This is a genomic window from Streptomyces sp. NPDC003284 (assembly GCF_053589675.1).
The window spans coordinates 36,490-51,525 of the sequence record NZ_JBSFSI010000005.1 but is presented as its reverse complement, the minus strand read 5'-3'; the positions used below and the strand labels follow the sequence as shown (position 1 = coordinate 51,525).

The 15,036-nt window shown below is 72.1% G+C and carries 15 protein-coding genes; 11 read left to right on the top strand and 4 right to left on the bottom strand.

Annotation, left to right across the window (positions count from 1 at the left end; genetic code table 11):
• The first annotated feature begins 117 nt into the window (after positions 1-117).
• On the top strand, positions 118-540 hold the full coding sequence (locus ACWDYF_RS12610; RefSeq protein ID WP_018566967.1) for an STAS domain-containing protein: 423 nt from the start codon (positions 118-120) through the stop codon (positions 538-540).
• A gap of 203 nt (positions 541-743) precedes the next feature.
• Positions 744-1,292, top strand: coding sequence for an ATP-binding protein (locus tag ACWDYF_RS12605; protein WP_381737691.1), 549 nt, complete (start codon positions 744-746; stop codon positions 1,290-1,292).
• Positions 1,293-1,730: 438 nt separating this feature from the next.
• Here ACWDYF_RS12605 and ACWDYF_RS12600 read toward each other — a convergent pair whose 3' ends face one another.
• Positions 1,731-3,227 carry an oligopeptide:H+ symporter gene (locus tag ACWDYF_RS12600; RefSeq protein WP_381737693.1) on the bottom strand — a complete coding sequence of 499 codons (1,497 nt, stop codon included), beginning with the start codon at positions 3,225-3,227 and terminating at the stop codon, positions 1,731-1,733.
• Positions 3,228-3,778: 551 nt separating this feature from the next.
• On the opposite strand from ACWDYF_RS12600, the gene ACWDYF_RS12595 reads away from it, so the two are divergent.
• Together ACWDYF_RS12595 and ACWDYF_RS12590 are read left to right on the top strand one after the other, a co-directional pair.
• Positions 3,779-4,456, top strand: a complete 678-nt coding sequence (locus tag ACWDYF_RS12595; protein WP_018566970.1) for a response regulator transcription factor — start codon at positions 3,779-3,781, stop codon at positions 4,454-4,456.
• 71 nt (positions 4,457-4,527) lie between these two features.
• Positions 4,528-5,799, top strand: coding sequence for an ATP-binding protein (locus ACWDYF_RS12590; protein ID WP_018566971.1), 1,272 nt, complete (start codon positions 4,528-4,530; stop codon positions 5,797-5,799).
• An 83-nt stretch (positions 5,800-5,882) separates the two neighbouring features.
• On the opposite strand, the gene ACWDYF_RS12585 is transcribed toward ACWDYF_RS12590, so the two are convergent.
• Complete coding sequence (locus tag ACWDYF_RS12585; protein ID WP_018566972.1) at positions 5,883-6,455, bottom strand: GtrA family protein; 573 nt, start codon at positions 6,453-6,455, stop codon at positions 5,883-5,885.
• A gap of 182 nt (positions 6,456-6,637) precedes the next feature.
• Between ACWDYF_RS12585 and ACWDYF_RS12580 the strand changes: the two genes are divergently transcribed.
• From ACWDYF_RS12580 to ACWDYF_RS12570, 3 genes are read left to right on the top strand one after another with little or no spacing between them, the layout of a single operon-like run.
• Entirely contained in the window at positions 6,638-7,777 is a 1,140-nt protein-coding gene (locus ACWDYF_RS12580) for a 5-(carboxyamino)imidazole ribonucleotide synthase (RefSeq protein ID WP_389462908.1), read from the top strand.
• Positions 7,774-8,358, top strand: coding sequence for a 5-(carboxyamino)imidazole ribonucleotide mutase (purE, locus tag ACWDYF_RS12575; protein WP_381737698.1), 585 nt, complete (start codon positions 7,774-7,776; stop codon positions 8,356-8,358). Before ACWDYF_RS12580 ends, purE begins: the two co-directional genes overlap by 4 nt.
• Positions 8,355-9,542: a dipeptidase gene (locus ACWDYF_RS12570; protein WP_389462907.1), complete on the top strand. Its 1,188-nt coding sequence runs from the start codon at positions 8,355-8,357 to the stop codon at positions 9,540-9,542. Before purE ends, ACWDYF_RS12570 begins: the two co-directional genes overlap by 4 nt.
• A 109-nt stretch (positions 9,543-9,651) precedes the next feature.
• Here the strand turns inward: ACWDYF_RS12570 and ACWDYF_RS12565 are convergent, their stop codons facing one another.
• Positions 9,652-10,008 carry a VOC family protein gene (locus tag ACWDYF_RS12565; RefSeq protein ID WP_389462906.1) on the bottom strand — a complete coding sequence of 119 codons (357 nt, stop codon included), beginning with the start codon at positions 10,006-10,008 and terminating at the stop codon, positions 9,652-9,654.
• A 117-nt stretch (positions 10,009-10,125) separates the two neighbouring features.
• Here ACWDYF_RS12565 and ACWDYF_RS12560 point away from each other — a divergent pair, with 117 nt between their 5' ends.
• The gene (locus tag ACWDYF_RS12560) at positions 10,126-10,632 is read left to right on the top strand and encodes a CGNR zinc finger domain-containing protein (RefSeq protein WP_381737701.1); all 507 of its coding nucleotides are present in this window, start codon (positions 10,126-10,128) and stop codon (positions 10,630-10,632) included.
• A 127-nt stretch (positions 10,633-10,759) separates the two neighbouring features.
• On the opposite strand, the gene ACWDYF_RS12555 is transcribed toward ACWDYF_RS12560, so the two are convergent.
• Positions 10,760-12,103, bottom strand: a complete 1,344-nt coding sequence (locus ACWDYF_RS12555) for a UDP-glucose dehydrogenase family protein (protein ID WP_389462905.1) — start codon at positions 12,101-12,103, stop codon at positions 10,760-10,762.
• Between the two features lie 218 nt (positions 12,104-12,321).
• Here ACWDYF_RS12555 and ACWDYF_RS12550 point away from each other — a divergent pair, with 218 nt between their 5' ends.
• The 3 genes from ACWDYF_RS12550 (at position 12,322) to ACWDYF_RS12540 (ending at position 14,986) form a co-directional block, all read left to right on the top strand.
• Positions 12,322-13,479 (top strand): acyl-CoA dehydrogenase, encoded by a 1,158-nt coding sequence (locus ACWDYF_RS12550; protein ID WP_381737703.1) that lies wholly within the window; start codon positions 12,322-12,324, stop codon positions 13,477-13,479.
• Positions 13,480-13,637: 158 nt separating this feature from the next.
• Positions 13,638-14,462: an SAM-dependent methyltransferase gene (locus ACWDYF_RS12545; protein ID WP_037895401.1), complete on the top strand. Its 825-nt coding sequence runs from the start codon at positions 13,638-13,640 to the stop codon at positions 14,460-14,462.
• A gap of 158 nt (positions 14,463-14,620) precedes the next feature.
• A complete protein-coding gene (locus ACWDYF_RS12540; protein WP_389462904.1) occupies positions 14,621-14,986 on the top strand; it encodes a four-helix bundle copper-binding protein in 366 nt (121 codons plus the stop codon).
• The last annotated feature ends 50 nt before the right edge of the window (positions 14,987-15,036 follow it).

Genomic DNA, 15,036 nt, shown 5'->3' with positions numbered 1-15,036 from the left:
TGCGTTCTGTCGGCATATGTCCGTTTGTGTGCGGTTGTTCGGGTGTTGGGGCGGTCGGGGAAGGCGTAGTGTTCGAGGGCGTCAGTCAGCAGCCACGACTCCTGGGAGAGAGACGGCATGGACCGCGGGACGGTCGGCAGCGCACAGTCGGGCCGGCTTCTGGTGGAGGTGCGGCAAGAGGGCTCCAGTGCCGTCGTGACACCGGCGGGTGAACTGGACCACCACACGGCCGACCTTCTGCGCGAGCCGCTGGAGGAGTGCCTCGACAAGGGGCGCTCGCGTCTGGTGGTGGACTGCTCGCGCCTGGAGTTCTGCGATTCCACGGGGCTGAACGTGCTGCTGGGGGCGCGGCTGAAGGCGGAGGCGGCCGGGGGAGGTGTGCATCTCGCGGGGATGCTGCCGGTGGTGGCGCGCGTGTTCGAGATCACGGGGGCGGACGCGGTGTTCACCGTGCACGCCACGCTCGACGACGCGCTGGCCGGTGAGCGGGGCGGATCCGGCGCGGCCGGACGGGCCGGGGAGGCCGGTGGGACCGGCTGAACCGACGGCGGTGCCGTCACCCTGTCCCCTTCCGCAGACCCCTTCCCCTCCTTTCTTTCCCGTGTGGCACGAAACAGGGGGTGTTCCGCGGGATCGGTCGGGCAGGAGACATGCGGAAGCGGATCGACCGGTGGCGTACCGGCCCTGTACGAGCGTGGTGACTTTTGAATCGTGAACTGGTGAATCGGTGAGGTGAAGCGCTGATGAGCACCACCCGGCCCTGTTCGCCGGGCGACCGTGGCCCGGAGCCCAGCGGCGCTTCCGGGGCGTCCGAGGGGGATGCGCCGGCCGACGACGCCTCCGCAGGGGGTGTGACGGCCGTGCCGGCGACCCCGTCGGCAGGCCGCCAGGTCCGCAGACTGAGCTTCGACGGCACGAGCGGCGTCGTGCCGCTCGCCCGCGACTTCGCCCGTCAGGCGCTGTACGCGTGGGGCTGGCTGCCCGCCGCGTCGGCCGACCAGCGGGCCGCCGCCGAGGACGTCCTCCTCGTCGTCTCCGAACTGGTCACCAACGCCTGCCTGCACGCCGAGGGCCCGGACCGGCTGGAGATCACCTGTGACAACAAGGTGATCCACATCGAGGTCTCCGACCTCGGCGCCGGCCAGCCCGCACCGCGCACCCCGCACCGCGCGGGCCGCCCCGGCGGTCACGGCATGTTCATCGTCCAGCGCCTGTGCCTGGACTGGGGCGTGGTCCGGGTCCCGGGCGTCGCCGGCAAGAAGGTGTGGGCGGAACTGGGCGCACCCGCGTAGGACGCGCACGGCGGGCGCCTGGGCGCCCGCCGCCCCGCGGCGTCCCCCGCGTACGCCCGCAGCAGCCGCGTACGCCGATCACGCCCGCCCGCGCGCCCGCCCGTCGGCCTCGCGCCCGCCGCGCCCCGATTCCGGCGCCGGGCCGTGTCCACGCACGCCTGCCCCGCCCTCGTGCCCAGTCGCGTCCAGATGCCCCCGCCCCCGCGCCGGTCGCGTCCAGACGCCCCCGCGCTTGCGTCCGCGCGCTCCGTCCATCTGTGCCTGCCGGAGCCCGCCTTGCGCGCGGGCCGCCGCGCCCGGCCCGCCGGGCAGTACGGCCCTCACCCGTCCCCGCTCCGCGGTCGCCCCCGCGCGCCCCGCCTCCCCGCCCCGGAAACCCACAGGGCCGCCGCACCCCGATGGGGACGCGGCGGCCCTGGAGGGTCCGGCGGGCGGGCGTCAGCGTACGTCGCCCATGAGTTCCTTGACCTTCTTGCGGTACATCCACACCGCGACACCGGCGAGCACCGCGAGCGTGGCCTCCAGCGCGACGATGCCGGTCTTGTTGAGGTCGACCCCGGCGATGGAGAGCAGACCGGTCGTGGCGTCGCCCGCGGTGACGGCCAGGAACCAGACGCCCATCATCTGTGAGGCGTACTTCGCGGGCGCCATCTTCGTGGTGACCGACAGGCCGACCGGGGAGAGGGTCAGCTCACCGACGGTCTGGACGAAGTAGATCGCCACCAGCCACAGCGCCGCCGCCTTGTGCCCGCCGTCGGCGATGGCCAGCGGGGCGAGGAAGAGGAAGAAGGAGGCGCCGACCAGCACCAGGCCCATCGTGAACTTGACCGCGGTGCTCGGCTCCTTGCCGCGCCGGGCCAGCGCCAGCCACAGCCAGGCGAAGACCGGCGCGCACGCCATGATCAGGACCGGGTTGACCGACTGGTACCAGGAGACCGGGAAGTGCCAGCCGAGGACGCTGTTCTCGGCGGACTTCTCGGCGAACAGCGACAGGGTCGAGCCGCCCTGGTCGTAGATCATCCAGAAGACCGCGGCGGCGACGAAGAACCAGATGTACGCGGTCATCTTCGACTGCTCGGTGCGGTCCAGGTCCTTGTCCCGCTTGATCCGGGCGATGACCGCGACCGGGATCAGCAGACCGGCGACGGTGATCGGCACCAGCAGCCAGTTCAGGGTGTAGAGGCCGGAGAAGCCGACGATCGCGTAGAAGACGACCGCGACGGCCGCCCACAGGGCCGACTTGCGCAGCAGCGACGACTTCTCCTGCGCGGACAGCGGCGTCGGTACGACGTCGGAGCGCGGGTTCAGATGGCGGGCGCCGAGCAGGAACTGGGCCAGGCCCAGGGCCATGCCGAGCGCGGCGAGCGCGAAGCCGATGTGCCAGTTCACGTTCTCGCCGATGGTGCCGATGATCAGCGGGGCGGCGAAGGCGCCGAGGTTGATCCCGATGTAGAAGATCGTGAAGCCGCCGTCGCGGCGCGGGTCGTCGGCGCCCTTGTAGAGGTGGCCGACCATGGTGGAGATGTTGGCCTTCAGCAGGCCGGAGCCGATGGCGACGAGGCCGAGGCCGGCGAAGAAGCTGCCGGACCAGGGCAGGGCCAGCGTCAGATGGCCCAGCATGATGACCGTACCGGCGACGGCGACCGTCCGGCGGGGGCCGAGGACCCGGTCCGCGAACCAGCCGCCCGGCATGGCGAGCAGGTACACGAGGGACAGGTAGACCGAGTAGATCGCGGTCGCGCTGGCCGCACTCAGGTGCAGGCCGCCCGGGGCCACCAGGTACAGCGGGAGCAGGGCCCTCATGCCGTAGTAGGAGAAGCGCTCCCACATCTCGGTCATGAAGAGGGTGGCCAGGCCGCGGGGGTGGCCGAAGAAGGTCTTCTCGGAACCGGGGGTGCCCGGATGGACCGAGTCCTTCGTCAGGCTGGACGCCATGGTCGTTCCTTGCTGGTCGGGACGCGCCGCGGCGAGCCGGTACGCGCCCGGTGGGGGGCTGGCCGGCACCGGCAGGGCCGTCGTCCACCCCACGCCCAGGGGACTGTGCCCCGGGTCACGGAGCTTCGGACGGCGGCCACCGGGATCCACGCCTCGCGACGCGACGATGCGTCCGGTGAGGCCCGGCCCTAGGTCATTCCTTTTCGAGGCCGGAAAGAACCGGCCCGCACACAAAAGGGACCCTCAGCGTCTAAAGAGCGCCAAAGGTCCGCTGCGTGCTACAGGCGTTCAACTCACCATACGGCAGGACAGTGCCGGATATGGAAGGACTTGAGACAGGGATCACAGGGAATGAGGGAACCGCACACGCCTTTTCGAAGGTTTATTCAAGGTTCGCACCCCAGGTCAGCGGCTTGGCGCGGACGCGGTGAAGGGTTTGTGACCATGACGCCGGAAAGGCCGCGACCATAGCGCCGCAAAGTAAGAGCACCGGAGGCCGATCACACCGCAGGTCACCCCGGCGGGCGGCGCGGGCGGACTACCATCACCCCATGACCCGTGTACTGCTCGCCGAGGACGACGCGTCCATCTCGGAGCCGCTGGCCCGCGCACTGCGCCGGGAAGGCTACGAGGTCGAGGTGCGTGAGGACGGACCCACCGCGCTCGACGCCGGAATGCAGGGCGGTGTCGACCTGGTCGTGCTGGACCTCGGTCTGCCCGGTATGGACGGCCTGGAGGTCGCCCGCCGGCTGCGTGCCGAGGGCCACACCGTGCCCATCCTGATCCTGACCGCGCGCGCCGACGAGGTGGACACCGTCGTCGGCCTGGACGCGGGCGCCGACGACTACGTCACCAAGCCCTTCCGGCTGGCCGAACTGCTGGCCCGGGTACGGGCCCTGCTGCGGCGCGGCGCCGCCGAGCCCCAGCAGCCCCCGGCCACGCACGGCGTGCGCATCGACGTCGAGTCGCACCGCGCCTGGATGGGCGACGAGGAACTCCAGCTCACCGCCAAGGAGTTCGACCTGCTGCGGGTGCTGGTGCGGGACGCGGGCCGGGTCGTCACCCGCGACCAGTTGATGCGCGAGGTCTGGGACACCACCTGGTGGTCGTCGACCAAGACGCTCGACATGCACATCTCCTGGCTGCGCAAGAAGCTCGGCGACGACGCGGCCAACCCCCGGTACATCGCGACCGTGCGCGGGGTGGGTTTCCGGTTCGAGAAGAGCTGAGTCCGGCCCGCGGTACGGACCCGGCAGGGTCCGGCACCGCCGGGCGATCCGGCACCGTCAGGTAAGAGGACATGCGCCGCCGACTGATCCAGTCCACGCTCGCCGTGGTGCTCGTGGTGATCGCCGTCTTCGGCGTCTCCCTGGTGATCGTGGAGACCCGCACGATCAGCAACAGCGCGCAGGAGCGCGTCGACTCCGAGGCGCTGCGGCTGGCCAGCATCGTCGACAGCAGACTGCTGGGCGCGGAGACCGTCAACGCGGAGATCCTCGGCGACCAGGTGGCCGCGGGCCAGTACGCGGTGATCGGCATTCCCGGGCATCCGCCCATCGAGGTGGGCACCAAGCCCTCCGGTGACGTCATCCACTCCACCGCCCGGGGCGAGCAGGGCGAGAGCGTGCGGATGGAGGAGCCCCGCTCCTCGGTCACCCGCGAGGTCGGCCGCACCCTGCTGATCATCGGGCTGGTGGCGCTGCTCGCGGTGGTCGCCGCCGTACTGCTGGCGATCCGCCAGGCCAACCGGCTCGCCTCCCCGCTGACCGACCTCGCCGAGACCGCCGAGCGGCTGGGCTCCGGCGACCCCCGGCCCCGCCACAAGCGCTACGGCGTGCCCGAGCTGGACCGGGTGGCCGATGTGCTGGACGGTTCCGCCGAGCGCATCGCCCGGATGCTGACCGCGGAACGACGCCTGGCCGCCGACGCCTCCCACCAGTTGCGCACCCCGCTGACCGCGCTGTCCATGCGGCTGGAGGAGATCACCCTCACCGACGACCCGGACACGGTCAAGGAGGAGGCGAACGTCGCGCTCACCCAGGTCGAGCGGCTGACCGACGTGGTGGAGCGCCTGCTGACCAACTCCCGCGACCCGCGCACCGGCTCGGCCGTCACCTTCGACCTGGACGAGGTCATCCAGCAGCAGATCGCCGAGTGGCGTCCCGCCTACCGCAGCGCGGGCCGGGCGATCGTCAGCTCGGGCAAGCGGCATCTGCGGGCCGTGGGGACACCGGGCGCGGTCGCGCAGGTGCTGGCGGCGCTGATCGAGAACTCGCTCATGCACGGCGGCGGCACGGTGGCCCTGCGCACCCGTGTCACCGGCAACCAGGCGGTCGTGGAGGTCACCGACGAGGGCCCCGGGGTCCCCGCCGACCTGGGCGCCCGGATCTTCGAGCGCACCATCAGCGGCCGCAACTCCACGGGCATCGGCCTCGCCGTCGCCCGCGACCTGGCCGAGGCGGACGGCGGCCGGCTGGAACTCCTCCAGGCCCTGCCCCCGGTCTTCGGCCTGTTCCTGTCCCGCACACCCCCGTTGCAGCGGTCCGCGGAGGACGAGACGACGGTGCGCTGAGCGGCGCCGCGGCACCGTCCGGGCGGGCGCGGCGTACGGGGCGTACGGGATCGGGCGTACGACTCGGCGGCAGGCGCCCGGGATCAGCGGTAGGCGTCGCTGCGGGCCTGCGCCGCCGCCGCGTCCCGGCCCGCCGCCCCGCCCGGCAGCGGTCCGGCACCGGCCGCGGTGTCGTGCGCGGGCAGGGCGCGGAAGACCCAGCTGCGGTAGGACCAGAAGCGGAACAGCGTGGCGATGCCGATGCCGAGGAACTTGAAGACGTTGCTCTGGATCGGGCTGTCCCAGCCGAAGCCGTACGTCGCCAGGTAGAGCACGCCGTTCTCGATGACCAGGCCGATCGCGCTGAACAGCAGGAACAGGGTGAGTTCCTTGGTGCGGCCGCTCTTGTCCCGGTCCCGGTAGGTGAAGTACCGGAAGCCGATGTAGTTGAAGACGATCGACACGATGGTGGCGATCACGCTCGCCCGCACCACCTGGAGACCGGTGGTGTGCCGGACGAGGTTGAACACGAGCAGGTTGACCAGCAGCCCCGCTCCGCCCACCGCGCCGAACTTGGCGACCTCCCGCCAAGCGCGCCGGACGCGCCGCAGCAGCGCGCCCCGGGCCGCCGGGGGAGCCGCGGGCGCCGGTCGGTGCCCCGAGGAACCACGGTCCATGGTCGTGCAGGCCTCCGCCCGGTTCGGTGTCGTCAACCCGCCCATGCTATCCAGCGCGGCGGGGCGGCGCCCGCGCGCCGGGCGGGAGCGCGGCCGGTTCGCGCCGCCCGGCCCGGGACCCCCGGGATCCGGACACCGGGCGCGGAATCCGGCCGCCGTGGCGCGGCGGATACCCTGGGGGCGTGACGTTCCCGGTAGTCGGCATGGTCGGCGGTGGACAGCTCGCTCGTATGACACACGAGGCGGGCATCCCGCTCGGCATCAGGTTCAAGCTTCTCAGTGACACCCCCCAGGACTCCGCGGCACAGGTCGTGAGCGATGTCGTCATCGGCGACTACCGCGATCTGGAGACGCTGCGTGCCTTCGCGCGGGGCTGCGACGTGATCACCTTCGATCACGAACATGTGCCCACCGAGCATCTGCGGGCCCTGGAGGCGGACGGCATCCCCGTCCGTCCCGGCCCCGAGGCGCTGGTGCACGCCCAGGACAAGGGGGTGATGCGCGCTCGGCTCGACGCGCTCGGCGTGCCCTGCCCGCGGCACCGCATCGTGAGCGACCCGGCCGACGTGGCGGCCTTCGCGGCCGAGGGCGACGGCTTCCCGGTCGTCCTGAAGACCGTGCGCGGCGGGTACGACGGCAAGGGCGTGTGGGTGGTGGACTCCGCCGCGGAGGCCGCCGAGCCGTTCCGCGCGGGCGTGCCCGTGCTCGCCGAGGAGAAGGTCGACTTCGTCCGGGAGCTGGCGGCCAACGTGGTGCGCTCCCCGCACGGCCAGGCCGTGGCCTACCCGGTGGTCGAGTCCCGGCAGGTGAACGGCGTGTGCGACACGGTGATCGCACCGGCCCCGGACCTGGCGGAGTCCCTCGCGCTCCGGGCCGAGGAGATGGCCCTGCGCATCGCCAAGGAACTGGACGTCGTCGGCCACCTCGCCGTCGAGCTGTTCCAGACCCGCGACGGCCGCGTCCTCGTCAACGAGCTGGCGATGCGCCCGCACAACTCGGGCCACTGGTCGATGGACGGCGCGATCACCTCGCAGTTCGCCAACCACGTCCGCGCCGTGCTGGACCTGCCGCTGGGCGACCCGCGCCCGCGCGCGAGGTGGACGGTCATGGCGAACGTCCTCGGCGGCGACTACCCGGACATGTACTCCGCGTACCTGCACTGCATGGCCCGCGACCCCCAGCTGAAGATCCACATGTACGGCAAGGACGTGAAGCCCGGCCGCAAGGTCGGACACGTCAACACCTACGGCGACGACCTGGACGACGTGCTGGAGCGCGCCCGTCACGCAGCCGGCTACCTGAGAGGCACGATCACCGAATGAGCCCAGCCCACCCGTCGCCCGACCACCGCCCCTCGACGAGCGCTGACGCGCGCCCCTTCCCTCTGGTGGGCATCGTCATGGGCTCGGACTCCGACTGGCCCGTCATGGAGGCCGCCGCGAAGGCGCTCGACGAGTTCGAGATCTCCTACGAGGTCGACGTCGTCTCCGCGCACCGCATGCCCCGCGAGATGATCACCTACGGCGAGCAGGCGGCCGAGCGCGGGCTGAAGGCGGTCATCGCGGGCGCGGGCGGCGCCGCCCATCTGCCCGGCATGCTCGCCTCGGTCACGCCGCTGCCGGTGATCGGTGTCCCGGTGCCGCTGAAGTACCTGGACGGCATGGACTCGCTGCTGTCCATCGTGCAGATGCCGGCCGGGGTGCCGGTCGCGACGGTCTCGGTCGGCGGCGCGCGCAACGCGGGCCTGCTCGCCGCGCGCATCCTCGCCACGCACGACGAGGACCTCCAGGCCCGGATGCGGGAGTTCCAGCAGGACCTGAACGACCAGGCCACCGAGAAGGGCAAGCGGCTGCGCGCCAAGGTCGAGGGCGCGGCCGGTTTCGGCTTCGGCACGGGGAAGTGACCGCCGTGAGCGCGCTGGAGCAGGCCCGCGAACTGCTGCGCGAGTTCCCGGTCGTCGACGGCCACAACGACCTGCCCTGGGCCCTGCGCGAGCAGGTCCGCTACGACCTCGGCGCCCGGGACATCGCCGTGGACCAGGCCGCCCATCTGCACACCGACATCCCGCGGCTGCGCGCGGGCGGGGTCGGCGCGCAGTACTGGTCGGTGTATGTCCGCTCGGACCTGCCCGACCCGGTCCCGGCGACCCTCGAACAGATCGACGGCGTACGGCAGTTGCTGGAGCGCTACCCCGCGCACCTGGCACCGGCCCTGACCGCCGCCGACATGGAGGCGGCCCGCGCGGAGGGCCGGATCGCCTCCCTGATGGGCGCCGAGGGCGGCCACTCCATCGCGAACTCGCTGGGCACGCTGCGCGGTCTGTACGCCCTCGGGGTGCGCTACATGACCCTCACCCACAACGACAACGTGGCGTGGGCGGACTCGGCGACGGACGAGCCGGGCGTGGGCGGCCTGTCGGCCTTCGGCCGTGAGGTGGTCCGGGAGATGAACCGCCTGGGCATGCTGGTCGACCTGTCCCATGTGGCCGCGACGACCATGCGGGACGCGCTGGACACCTCCGCGGCCCCGGTGATCTTCTCCCACTCCTCGGCGCGGGCCGTCTGCGACCATCCGCGCAACGTCCCGGACGACGTGCTCGAACGCCTGCCCGCCAATGGCGGCATGGCCATGGTCACCTTCGTGCCGAAGTTCGTCCTCCAGGCCGCCGTCGACTGGACGGCCGCCGCGGACGAGAACATGCGCGCGCACGGCCTGCACCACCTCGACACCACCGAGGAGGGCATGAAGGTCCACCGGGCCTTCGAGGCGTCCCACCCGCGCCCGGTCGCCACCGCGGCCACCGTCGCCGACCACCTCGACCACATGCGCGAGGCGGCCGGCATCGACCACCTCGGCATCGGCGGCGACTACGACGGCACGGCCTTCACCCCGGACGGCCTGGACGACGTCTCCGGCTATCCCCGCCTCATCGCCGAACTGCTGGAGCGCGGCTGGTCGCGGACCGACCTGGCCAAGCTGACCTGGCAGAACGCGGTACGCGTCCTGGGCGCCGCCGAGGACGTCGCCCGCGACCTGCGGGCCAGTCGCACCCCGTCGAACGCGACCATCGGGGAGCTGGACGGCTGAGACACCGGTGGCGGGCGGGACGGCGGTGCGGCCGCCCTCCCGCCCGCCACCGGCGCGGCGGCGCACCGGAACACCCGGGTCCCAGGTGCCTCCGCCCGCCGCCCCGGCCTCAGCAGGCGCAGAGGCAGAACGGGTGCCCGGCCGGGTCGGCGTAGACCCGGAAGCCCCTGCCGTCCGGGTGGGCCAGCGGCTTCGCGCCCAGGGCGAGGACGCCCTGCTCGGCCGTGTCCAGATCCTCGACCTCCAGGTCCAGATGGAACTGCTGCGAGGCGTCCGCCGCGGGCCACTTCGGCGGGACCCAGCCGGGCGCCCGCTGGAAGGCGAGCGCCACCCCGCCCGGCACCTTCAGGTCCACCCACTCGCCCTCGCCCTCGACGGTCCCGCGGAGCACCTCGGCGTAGAAACCGGCGAGCGCGCGCGGGTCGGGACAGTCCAGTACGACGACACCCAGCTTGGCGAGAGCCATGACTTCCTCCTGGTGAAGGTGGTAGTTACCTGTAAGAGCGGGTAACCAGTAACCGTTACTGCATGCTTGCCGATCTCCGGTAACGGCGCAACCTCTTTACGCGGTACCGTCACTGCCATGAGTGACAGATCGTCCGCGCCCGGCGGCCTGGCGCTGATCGAGTCCCTGGTCAACACCCTGGACATCGAGACGACAGCGGACTCGCTCGGCACGGCGGACAACCTGGAGCGCTTCGGGATCACCGAGGCGGACCTGCCCCGGGCACGCGAGCTGCGCGAGTCGCTGCGCGCCGCCCTGCTCGCGCACGCCGGCCATGCCCCGCACGGCCGGGTGACCCCGCTCGGCGAGCTGCTGGCGCGGGCCCCGCTGGTGGTGGCCGTCGACGCGCGGGACGGCGCCGCCGCCCTGACGCCCGCCGACGGCGGACCGCTGCTCTCCCGGGTCGCCGCCGCCGTGGCCGAGGCGCTGGTCGCGGGCACCTGGACCCGGCTGAAGGCGTGCGAGGCCGGCACCTGCCACTGGGCGTACTACGACCGCAGCCCGGCCGGCCGCCGCCGCTGGTGCTCGATGCAGGTGTGCGGGGCGCGCGCGAAGATGCGCCGGTACCGCGCCAGGGAAGCCTGAACACCCGTCCGGTGGTGCGAGAATGCCGGAAGGCGCCGGTTCGGCCGACTGAGCCTCGGCCGAACCGGCGCCGCCCGCGCGTGCCTGTGCCCCCGGGCGCGCTTCCGGGAGCGCCGCGGACCGCGGTTCAGGCCGTCGGGCGGCCCATCGCCCGGTACGTCCACCCCGCCCGCCGCCACAGCTCCGCGTCGAGCGCGTTGCGGCCGTCCAGGACGAGCCGGACGGCGGCGGCCTCGCCCAGCTCGGCCGGGTCCAGCTCGCGGAACTCCTGCCACTCGGTCAGGTGCAGCACGGCGTCGGCGCCGCGCACCGCCTCCAGCGCCGAGCCGGCGTAGCCGAGCGTCGGGAAGAGGCGGCGCGCGTTGTCCATGCCCTTGGGGTCGTAGACGGTCACCTGGCCGCCCTGGAGGTGGATCTGGCCGGCGACATTGAGCGCGGGGGAGTCCCGTACGTCGTCCGAGTCGGGCTTGAAGGTGGCGCCCAGCACCGCGATCCGCTTGCCGAGGAACGGCCCGCCGCCCAGCGCCTGCCGGGTCAGCTCGACCATCCGCCCGCGCTGGCGCATGTTGATCGAGTCGATCTCGCGCAGGAAGGTCAGCGCCTGGTCGGCGCCCAGCTCACCGGCGCGCGCCATGAAGGCGCGGATGTCCTTGGGCAGGCAGCCGCCGCCGAAGCCGATCCCGGCGCGCAGGAACTTCCGGCCGATCCGGTCGTCGTACCCGATGGCCTCGGCGAGCTTGGCGACATCGCCGTCGGCGGCCTCGCACACCTCGGCCATGGCGTTGATGAAGGAGATCTTGGTGGCCAGGAAGGAGTTCGCGGAGGTCTTCACCAGCTCGGCGGTGGGGAAGTCGGTGACCACGAAGGGGGAGCCCTCGGCTATCGGCGTGGCGTACACCTCGCGCAGCAGCTTCTCGGCCCGCTCGCTGCGCACGCCCACCACGATCCGGTCCGGGTGCAGGGTGTCCCGGACGGCGAAGCCCTCCCGCAGGAACTCGGGGTTCCAGGCCAGCTCGGCGTCCTCGCCCGCGGGCGCGAGCGCGGCGAGCGTTCGGGCCAGCCGGTCGGCCGAGCCCACCGGCACCGTGGACTTGCCGACGACGAGCGCGGGCCCGGTCAGATGGGGGGCGAGCGAGCCGACCGCGGAGTCGACGTAGGACATGTCGCAGGCGTACTCGCCGTGCTTCTGCGGGGTGTTCACGCAGATGAAGTGGACATCGCCGAACGCCCCCGCCTCGGCCCAGTCCTGGGTGAAGCGCAGCCGTCCGGTGGAACCCTCGATACCGGCCACATGGCGGCGCAGCAGGTCCCCCAGACCGGGTTCGTACAGGGGGACCTCGCCCCGGCGCAGCATCTCGATCTTCTCGGGAACCACGTCCAGACCCAGCACCTCGAAGCCCATCTCGGCCATGGCCGCGGCGTGGGTGGCGCCGAGATAGCCGGTGCCGATCACGGTGATCTTCAGGCTCATGGATGCTCCAGGAGGGACGACGGGGAAGCGCTGCCCGAGCATATCGGGGGCGTGCGAGCGGCCCGCGCGGGGCAATGTCCCCACAGTCACCCGTTGTCGCCAAGCTCACGTACCGCTCACGTGAGCAGGCCCCTAAAATTCGAGTTACTTAACGGTAATTAGCATCGCCGCTCGTCATCACCTGTTCATCACTGGTCGTCTTTGGAGCGTGAGAGACCTTGGCCGGATCGGCTGACTTCGACCTGTACCGCCCGTCCGAGGAGCACGACATGCTCCGCGACGCCGTCCGCTCGCTGGCCGAGGCGAAGATCGCGCCGTACGCCGCCGCGGTGGACGAGGAGGCCCGCTTCCCGCAGGAGGCCCTCGACGCCCTGGTCGCGAACGACCTGCACGCCGTGCACGTCCCGGAGAGCTACGGCGGCGCGGGCGCGGACGCCCTCGCCACCGTCATCGTGATCGAGGAGGTGGCCCGCGTCTGCGCGTCCTCCTCCCTGATCCCCGCCGTGAACAAGCTGGGCTCGCTCCCGGTGATCCTCTCCGGCTCCGAGGAGCTGAAGAAGAAGTACCTGGGCCCGCTCGCCAAGGGCGACGCGATGTTCTCGTACTGCCTCTCCGAGCCGGACGCGGGCTCGGACGCGGCCGGCATGAGGACGAAGGCGGTCCGCGACGGCGACCACTACGTGCTCAACGGCGTCAAGCGCTGGATCACCAACGCGGGCGTCTCCGACTTCTACACGGTGATGGCCGTGACCGACCCGGAGAAGCGCTCCAAGGGCATCTCCGCCTTCGTCGTCGAGAAGTCCGACGAGGGCGTCTCCTTCGGCGCCCCGGAGAAGAAGCTCGGCATCAAGGGCTCCCCGACCCGCGAGGTCTACCTCGACAACGTGCGCATCCCCGCCGACCGCATGATCGGCGCCGAGGGCACCGGCTTCGCCACCGCGATGAAGACCCTCGACCACACCCGCATCACCATCGCCGCCCAGGCCCTCGGCATCGCCCAGGGCGCCCTCGACTACGCCAAGGGCTACGTCAAGGAGCGCAAGCAGTTCGGCAAGCCGATCGCCGACTTCCAGGGCATCCAGTTCATGCTCGCCGACATGGCCATGAAGGTCTCTGCGGCCCGCGCCCTGACCTACCAGGCCGCCGCCGCCTCCGAGCGGGTCGACACCGACCTGACCTACCAGGGCGCCGCCGCCAAGTGCTTCGCCTCCGACATCGCCATGGAGGTCACCACCGACGCCGTCCAGCTCCTCGGCGGCTACGGCTACACCCGTGACTACCCGGTGGAGCGCATGATGCGCGACGCCAAGATCACCCAGATTTATGAGGGCACGAACCAGGTCCAGCGGATCGTGATGGCCCGTAACCTGCCGTAACCGCCCGTACGCACACCGCTGCCGTCGCCCCCCGTCCGCCCGGACGGGGGGCGACGGCTTTCCGGGGCAAGGAAGTTGGCCGAGCGGCCTGTCCCGGAGGGGACTTGGCACTACGTTGGGCCCGGCTGAACCGTTCCGCCCGAAGGGGGCCCGGCACCATGTCCGACCTTTCCGCGACGCACGACGAGACAGTCGCGCGCACGGCCCGGCTGCGGAGCGACGTGTCGCACTCGGCCCGGATCTGGAACTACTGGCTGGGCGGCCGGGACAACTACCCGGTGGACCAGGAGGTCGGCGAGCGGATCCTCTCGTTCGTGCCCCAGCTGCCCCGCTCGGCGGTCGCGGACCGGCGCTTCCTGGCCCGCGCGGTGCGCCACCTCGCCGAAGACGTGGGCATCCGGCAGTTCCTGGACATCGGCACCGGGCTGCCGACCGCCGACAACACCCACGAGGTCGCCCAGCGGGCCGCCCCCGAGGCGCGGATCGTCTACGTCGACAACGACCCGCTCGTCCTGGCCCACGCGAGCGCCCTGCTCACCAGCACCCGCGAGGGCGCCACCGACTACGTCGACGCGGACGTGCACGACCCGGAGGCCATCCTGCGCAAGGCCGCCGCGACCCTGGACCTCGGCCGGCCGGTCGCCGTCACCATGCTCGGCATCCTGAACTTCGTCCTGGACACCGACGAGGCCGTCTCCGTCGTGCGGCGGCTGCTGGCGGCCCTGCCCTCCGGCAGCCACCTGGTCGTCTCGCACCCCACCACCGAGGTGGACGGCGAGGCGATGACCCGGGCGGTGGAGTACTGGAACGGCCAGGGCTCGGCCCCCATGACCCTGCGCGGCCGGGCCGACCTGGAGCGGCTCTTCGAGGGCGTCGAGCTGCTGGAGCCCGGCATCGTCTCCTGCTCCCGCTGGCGGCCCGGGGCCGGGGACGGGGAGGCCGCCGAGGTCACCCACTTCGCGGGCGTGGGCCGCAAGCCCTGAGCAAGCCGTGAGGGGACGGCCCGCCGCCCGGCCCCGGCCGTCATCCGGACGGGCGTAGCGCGCCCGCGACTGCGCCGGATGGCGGACGGCGGCGGCCGGGCGTACGACGGAAGGGCACGGGGCCCGCCCCGGGGCCCCTTCGGTCTCCAGGAGGAGCCATGACCCACACCCAGCCCGGCACGATGACCGCCATGAGCAAGGAGATGCAGGACTGCGTCAACGCCTGCATGAGCTGCCACACCGCCTGCGAGGAGGCCATGAGCTCCTGCATGCAGCAGGGCGGCCAGGCGCAGATGCAGGTCATGCGCGCGCTCATGGACTGCTCCGAGACGACCCGGATGTGCGCGGACATGATGATGCGCCGTTCGCCCATGGCGGGCGAGATGTGCGAGATGTGCGCCAAGGCCTGCGACATGTGCGCCGAGGCGTGCATGACCATGCCGGACGACCAGATGATGATGCGCTGCGCCGAGGCGTGTCGCCGCTGCGCGGAGACGTGTCGCGCCATGAGCACCCGGATGTGATCCGTCCGACGGGAACAGCGGGACCCCGCGGCCCGGTGCCGCGGGGTCCC

What these genes read in the sequence shown, in the direction of transcription:
- ACWDYF_RS12610 (WP_018566967.1), top strand. Translation starts at nt 118, where the DNA reads ATGGACCGCGGGACGGTCGGCAGCGCACAGTCGGGCCGGCTTCTGGTG.
- ACWDYF_RS12605 (WP_381737691.1), top strand. Translation starts at nt 744, where the DNA reads ATGAGCACCACCCGGCCCTGTTCGCCGGGCGACCGTGGCCCGGAGCCC.
- ACWDYF_RS12600 (WP_381737693.1), bottom strand. Translation starts at nt 3,227, where the DNA reads ATGGCGTCCAGCCTGACGAAGGACTCGGTCCATCCGGGCACCCCCGGT.
- ACWDYF_RS12595 (WP_018566970.1), top strand. Translation starts at nt 3,779, where the DNA reads ATGACCCGTGTACTGCTCGCCGAGGACGACGCGTCCATCTCGGAGCCG.
- ACWDYF_RS12590 (WP_018566971.1), top strand. Translation starts at nt 4,528, where the DNA reads ATGCGCCGCCGACTGATCCAGTCCACGCTCGCCGTGGTGCTCGTGGTG.
- ACWDYF_RS12585 (WP_018566972.1), bottom strand. Translation starts at nt 6,455, where the DNA reads ATGGACCGTGGTTCCTCGGGGCACCGACCGGCGCCCGCGGCTCCCCCG.
- purE (WP_381737698.1), top strand. Translation starts at nt 7,774, where the DNA reads ATGAGCCCAGCCCACCCGTCGCCCGACCACCGCCCCTCGACGAGCGCT.
- ACWDYF_RS12565 (WP_389462906.1), bottom strand. Translation starts at nt 10,008, where the DNA reads ATGGCTCTCGCCAAGCTGGGTGTCGTCGTACTGGACTGTCCCGACCCG.
- ACWDYF_RS12560 (WP_381737701.1), top strand. Translation starts at nt 10,126, where the DNA reads ATGAGTGACAGATCGTCCGCGCCCGGCGGCCTGGCGCTGATCGAGTCC.
- ACWDYF_RS12555 (WP_389462905.1), bottom strand. Translation starts at nt 12,103, where the DNA reads ATGAGCCTGAAGATCACCGTGATCGGCACCGGCTATCTCGGCGCCACC.
- ACWDYF_RS12545 (WP_037895401.1), top strand. Translation starts at nt 13,638, where the DNA reads ATGTCCGACCTTTCCGCGACGCACGACGAGACAGTCGCGCGCACGGCC.
- ACWDYF_RS12540 (WP_389462904.1), top strand. Translation starts at nt 14,621, where the DNA reads ATGACCCACACCCAGCCCGGCACGATGACCGCCATGAGCAAGGAGATG.